Raw genomic sequence first — 711 nt, forward strand, 5'->3', positions numbered from 1 at the left:
CGGCTGGGACGTGATGGAGAAGGTGAACCCGCGCCTCATCATGGTGCGCATCTCCGGCTTCGGTCAGACAGGTCCGTACAAGGGACGCCCGGGCTTCGGCCGCATCGGCAATGCCTTCGGCGGGCTGTCCTTCCTCGCCGGCTATCCCGACCGTCCCCCGGTGACGCCGGGCTCGGCGACCATCCCGGACTACCTGGCCGGCCTCTACGGTGCCTTCGGCGCGTTGCTCGCCATGCAGGCGCGGGAGAAGACGGGGAAGGGGCAGATGATCGATATCGGCCTCTACGAGCCGATCTTCCGGATCCTCGACGAGCTCGCGCCCTCCTTCCAGCTCAACGGCTTTGTGCGCCAGCGGATGGGGCCCGGCACCGTCAACGTGGTGCCGCACAGCCACTACCCGACGAAGGACGGCCGCTGGATCGCCATCGCCTGCACCAGCGACAAGATCTTCGCCCGGCTCGCCGGCGCCATGGGCGTGCCCGAATGGGGCGGCGAGGGGAAATGGGGCAAGATCAAGCAGCGCGAGGCCGATCGCGCCCTGGTGGACGAGTATGTCGGCAACTGGACCGCCCAGCACACGCGCGACGAGCTCCAGGCGGTTTGCGAGGCGAACGAGGTGCCCTTCGGCCCCGTCTATTCCATCGACGAGATTTTCCAGGATCCGCAATACGCCGCCCGCGAAAACATCATCACGATGAAGGACGCCCGCGT

Annotated in this window: 1 protein-coding gene; it reads left to right on the forward strand. The window is 67.2% G+C overall.

Annotated elements, in window-relative coordinates; all coding sequences use genetic code 11:
• The coding region (locus AC1DWF_RS34540) for a CaiB/BaiF CoA transferase family protein (protein WP_476842985.1) at positions 1 to 711 on the forward strand (711 nt) is incomplete at both ends.

This window comes from Aminobacter sp. P4_D5, assembly GCF_056401815.1.